This window comes from Streptomyces sp. TRM64462 (assembly GCF_013362995.1).
Lineage (GTDB): Bacteria > Actinomycetota > Actinomycetes > Streptomycetales > Streptomycetaceae > Streptomyces.
This window is the reverse complement of the sequence record NZ_JABWDV010000341.1, coordinates 1-5,286: the sequence shown is the minus strand read 5'-3', so window position 1 is coordinate 5,286 and position 5,286 is coordinate 1. Positions and strand designations below refer to the sequence as shown.

Sequence of the window (5,286 nt, the reverse complement as noted above, 5' to 3'; positions counted from 1 at the left end):
CGACGGCGCCGAGCAGGCGCCGAAGGCCGCGAGCGACCCCAAGGCCAAGGCCAAGGACCCGAAGGGCAGGACGACCGGCGACGCCGGGTCCCGAATAGCCCTGCGCAACTGGCGCATCTCCACCAGGCTCGTCTCCCTCCTCACCCTCCCCGTGGTCGCCGCGACCGCGCTCGGTGGCCTCCAGATCCAGGAGTCCATGGAGGAGATGGAGCAGCTGGACCACATGCAGCTGCTCACCAAGCTGACGCGCGAGGCCCACACCCTCGCCCAGGCGCTCCAGGACGAGCGCGACCTCACGGCCGGCCCGCTGGCCAACGGCTACCCGGTCACGGACTTCAAGATCACCGGGCCGCAGGGCGAGACCGACGCGGCCCAGCAGGCCTTCCTCAACGCCACCGACGGCATCGGCGACACGCAGGGCGACGAGGCGCTGGCGAGTATCCGCAGCAACGTCACCACGATCGCCAACCAGGTCGTGACGATCGGCGCGATCCGCAAGGAGGCCTACAAGGAAGGCCGGATGACCTCCTCGACGGTCGGCAAGTACAACCGGCTGATCGAGTCGCTGCTCACGCTGTCCCAGGACATGGCGCAGGCGACCAGCAACACCGAGATGATCAAGCGCACGCGTGCGCTGGCGGCGTTCTCGTCCGCCAAGGAGTACGCGTCCATGCAGCGGGCCATCATCGCCGCCGCCCTCCCCAAGTCGCCCAGCCAGAAGGACAAGAAGGGGCTGGAGGAGAACGACCGGCAGTTCGCCGAGGACGCCCGCCTCAACGAGAACGCGTCCCTGAAGTCGTTCCGCGCCATCTACGAGTCCGCGGGCGGCGACGCCACGGAGCTGATGGCCTCGCTGACCTCCGGCAACCCGGAGATCCAGCAGGCCGACGCCTACGCGAGCCGGGTGCTGGGCGAGCCGGACGGCCTGAAGAACGCCGGCACCCGCACCTTCCTGGACTGGACGGACGCGTCCGAGACCAAGATCCGCGCGATGGAGCAGATCGAGGCCACGCTGCTGAGCCAGATGGAGGGCCAGGCGCGTGACCTGAAGAAGGAGTCGCAGCGCGAGGCCATCATCAACGGTGCGCTGATCATCCTGGTCCTCGGTGTCTCGCTCGTCGGTGCCTTCGTCGTGGCCCGGTCCATGGTCCAGTCGCTGCGGCGACTGCAGGACACGGCCACCAAGGTCGCCCAGGACCGGCTGCCCGAGCTGGTCAAGCAGCTCTCCGAGGCCGACCCGCAGGACGTGGACACGTCCGTGGAGTCCGTCGGTGTGCACTCCCGCGACGAGATCGGCAAGGTGGCCGCGGCCTTCGACGACGTGCACCGCGAGGCGGTCCGCCTCGCCGCCGAGCAGGCCCTGCTGCGGGGCAACGTCAACGCGATGTTCACCAACCTCTCGCGCCGCTCCCAGGGCCTGATCCAGCGTCAGCTCTCGCTCATCTCCGAGCTGGAGTCCCGCGAGGCCGACCCGGACCAGCTCTCCTCGCTGTTCAAGCTCGACCACCTCGCCACGCGTATGCGCCGTAACGGTGAGAACCTCCTCGTCCTCGCCGGTGAGGAGCCCGGCCGCCGGTGGACGCGGCCCGTGCCGCTCGTCGACGTGCTCCGTGCCGCCGCCTCCGAGGTGGAGCAGTACGAGCGCATCGAGCTGGCCTCCGTACCGGGCACCGAGGTCGCCGGCCGCGTCGTCAACGACCTCGTGCACCTCCTCGCCGAGCTGCTGGAGAACGCCACGTCGTTCTCCTCGCCGCAGACCAAGGTGCGCGTCACCGGTCACGCGCTGCCCGACGGGCGGGTGCTCGTCGAGATCCACGACACCGGTATCGGCCTCTCCCCCGAGGACCTCGCCGCGATCAACGAGCGGCTCGCCTCGCCGCCGACCGTGGACGTCTCCGTCTCCCGCCGCATGGGTCTGTTCGTGGTCGGCCGCCTGTCGCTGCGGCACGGCATCCGGATCCAGCTGCGCCCGTCCGACTCGGGCGGTACGACCGCGCTGGTCATGCTGCCGGTCGATGTCACGCAGGGCGGCAAGAAGCCGGGCGGCAAGCCCGGTCCTGGCGGCCAGGGCGGTCCCGGCGGCCAGGGTGGCCAAGGTGGCCAGGGCGCTTCCGGCGGGCTGCCGCAGGGCGGCCAGGGCGGCGGCCGGCCGGTCGGCGGGCCCGGTGCGTCCGGGGCGCTGCCGGGTGGCGGGCGTCCCGGTCTGCCGGGTGGCCCGGGTGGGCCGGGTGGGCCTGGCGGTGCGGGCGGCTCCCAGGGGCGGTTCGGTGCGGGCTCGGGTGCCGGTGGCCAGCGTGGGCAGGTCGGTGCGGGCTCCGGTCCGCGGGCCGCGCTGCCCGGGCGGGACGACTTCCAGGGCCGGCAGGGCGGCATGCCCGGCGGGCCCCAGGGCGGCCAGCAGGGACGGCACGGCAGGCCGCAGGACCAGCAGCAACAGCAGCAGCGCCAGGACGCGGGGTTCGCGGGCGCCTTCGGTGACGGCGGTGCGCGTGGGCCGCAGGGTGCGCCCGACGGCGCCGGGATGCCGATGCGCTCCGACGTCTGGCAGGGCGCCCAGGGCGGCCAGAGCGGTCCGGGCAACCAGACGGGCCAGAGCGGTCAGGGCGGCCAGGGCGGTCCGGGCAACCAGACGGGCCAGAGCGGTCAGGGCGGCCAGGGCGGTCCCGGGCGCCAGCAGCTTCCGGCCCTCGGCGGCCCGCGCGGCGAGCTGCCCGGCAGCGGCCAGCAGCGTGCGCAGCGTCCGCAGACCACGAGTTGGGGCGCCGAGGCGCCACGCGGCCACGAGGAGCCCGAGGCCACCGGCTCGTACGGGCGTCCCCCGGCCGACCAGCAGCACCAGGGCCCCGGCTCCACGGCCGAATTCCCGCGCCCCGACTTCAACGGCCCGCGCCCGGACGGGAACGGCTCCGCCGCGCAGGACCCGGCGGCGACCTCCGCGTTCCCGCGCCAGGACTTCGGCGGACCGCTGGACAACGGGCGGGCGCTGCCGCCGGCCGGTGGCTCCGGTGACGGCCGTACGCCGCTGTACGACACGCTGGAGACCAACTGGTTCCACGAGCAGGGCGGCCAGCAGGGCCCCGAGGCCCCGCAGGCCCCGTCCCGCGACCAGAACCAGGGCCAGGGTCGGCAGGCCGGCGGCGACAGCCGCTACCCGGCGCACGACCAGACGATGCCCACCCCGGTCGTACCGCAGCAGCCGGCCCCTCAGCAGGGCCGTCCGGCCCCGTCGCGGCCCGGCGGCCAGAACGGCCAGAACGGCCAGTCCGCCCGGAACGGCCAGTCCGCCGCGTTCGGCCGCAGCCCCCAGGGCGGCCCAGGCGGCCCCGGTAGCCCCGGCGGTCAGGGCGCTCCGGGCAGCCGGCCCCGTCCCGCCCTCGGCCAGAGCGGCGGCAGCGGCGGCGCCGGCGGCAGCAGCAGCACCGGCTCCCGCGGTTCCGACGCCGCGTCCACGACCGGCTCGTGGCGCACCACCCCCAACGACGAACTGGTGCGCCAGGCCGAGCGGGTCCGCAAGCCCGCCGCGGGCGGCGTCACCACGTCCGGCCTCCCCCGCCGGGTGCCGCGCGCCAACCTGGTGCCGGGCACGGCGCAGGAGCAGCAGCACCAGTCCGGTCCGCAGGTCTCGCGGGCGCCCGACGACGTACGGGGCCGCCTGACGAATCTGCGACGGGGCATCCAGCAGGGACGGCAGGCCGGGTCCGGCAACACGGGCAGCTTCAATATCGGCCCCACTCACCAGCAGGAGCGTGAGTTTTGAGCGCGATGAGCCAGGCGGCGCAGAATCTGAACTGGTTGATCACCAACTTCGTGGACAACACCCCCGGGGTGTCGCACACGGTGGTGGTCTCCGCCGACGGACTCCTGCTGGCGATGTCCGAAGGTTTTCCCCGTGACCGTGCCGACCAGCTCGCCGCGGTCGCGTCCGGGCTGACCTCGCTGACCGCGGGCGCCTCCCGGATCTTCGAGGGCGGCCAGGTCAACCAGACCGTGGTGGAGATGGAGCGCGGCTTCCTCTTCATCATGTCCGTCTCGGACGGCTCCTCGCTGGCCGTGCTCGCCCACCCGGACTGCGACATCGGCCTCGTCGGCTACGAGATGGCGCTGCTGGTGGACCGTGCCGGCAGCGTCCTCACCCCGGATCTCCGCGCGGAGCTCCAAGGCAGCCTGCTCCACTAACCGGCCAGGCGGGTACGCCCCTCCGTACCCGCCTGCAGTCGTTCGTCGACATCACCACCCACCCGTCGGCCGCCCCATCCGGCCCCCCACCGGCCCAGTCAGACGGCAAGCAGACCACCTGCTGTCACGACCGGAGGATTCATGACCCCGCCCCCCGCCTCTCACGATCCCTACGGCGCGTCGCTCGACGACGCGTCGTACGGACATGAAGGCGATCAGCCGCTGGTCCGTCCCTACGCGATGACCGGCGGCCGGACCCGGCCGCGCTACCAGCTCGCCATAGAGGCGCTGGTGTCGACCACGGCCGACCCGGCGATGCTCGCCGGGATGCTCCCCGAACACCAGCGGATCTGCCACCTCTGCCGTGAGGTGAAGTCCGTGGCAGAGGTGTCGGCGCTGCTGTCGATGCCGCTCGGGGTGGCCCGGATCCTTGTCGCCGACCTGGCGGAGGCGGGCATGGTGGCGATCCACCAGCCAGGCAATGGAGAGGCCGGCGGTACGCCGGATGTGACGCTGCTCGAAAGGGTGCTCAGTGGACTTCGCAAGCTCTAGCGGTGGCGCGGCCGCCGGAGGACGGTCTACCACCAGCGCGAAGATCGTGGTGGCGGGCGGCTTCGGCGTGGGCAAGACCACGTTCGTCGGCGCCGTCTCGGAGATCAACCCGCTGCGTACCGAGGCCGTCATGACGTCCGCGTCCGCGGGCATCGACGACCTCACCCACACCGGCGACAAGACCACCACCACGGTGGCCATGGACTTCGGCCGGATCACCCTGGACCAGGACCTGATCCTCTACCTCTTCGGTACACCCGGACAGGACCGCTTCTGGTTCATGTGGGACGACCTCGTACGCGGCGCCATCGGCGCGGTCGTCCTCGTGGACACCCGACGCCTCGCCGACTGCTTCCCCGCCGTCGACTACTTCGAGAACAGCGGCCTCCCCTTCGTCATCGCCCTCAACGGCTTCGACGGACACCAGCCGTACACCCCCGACGAAGTACGCGAGGCGCTGCAGATCGGCCCGGACACGCCCATCATCACCACCGACGCCCGCCACCGCGCGGACGCCAAGAGCGCCCTCATCACCCTCGTCGAGCACGCCCTCATGGC

Annotated in this window: 4 protein-coding genes; all 4 read left to right on the top strand. The window is 72.7% G+C overall.

Features of this window, described 5'->3' with window-relative positions; translation table 11 throughout:
* Positions 1 to 3,757 (top strand): nitrate- and nitrite sensing domain-containing protein (locus HTZ82_RS17650; RefSeq protein ID WP_175410360.1); only part of this gene is annotated, 3,757 nt, incomplete at its 5' end.
* 5 nt (positions 3,758 to 3,762) lie between these two features.
* Positions 3,763 to 4,176: a roadblock/LC7 domain-containing protein gene (locus tag HTZ82_RS17645; RefSeq protein ID WP_175410361.1), complete on the top strand. Its 414-nt coding sequence runs from the start codon at positions 3,763 to 3,765 to the stop codon at positions 4,174 to 4,176.
* 141 nt (positions 4,177 to 4,317) lie between these two features.
* The gene (locus HTZ82_RS17640) at positions 4,318 to 4,728 is read left to right on the top strand and encodes a DUF742 domain-containing protein (RefSeq protein ID WP_175410359.1); all 411 of its coding nucleotides are present in this window, start codon (positions 4,318 to 4,320) and stop codon (positions 4,726 to 4,728) included.
* Positions 4,709 to 5,286 (top strand): ATP/GTP-binding protein (locus HTZ82_RS17635; protein WP_175410358.1); only part of this gene is annotated, 578 nt, incomplete at its 3' end. The genes HTZ82_RS17640 and HTZ82_RS17635, both read left to right, overlap by 20 nt.

Excerpts from the sequence above, each read along its gene's own strand:
- HTZ82_RS17645 (WP_175410361.1), top strand. The coding sequence starts at position 3,763 with ATGAGCCAGGCGGCGCAGAATCTGAACTGGTTGATCACCAACTTCGTG.
- HTZ82_RS17640 (WP_175410359.1), top strand. The coding sequence starts at position 4,318 with ATGACCCCGCCCCCCGCCTCTCACGATCCCTACGGCGCGTCGCTCGAC.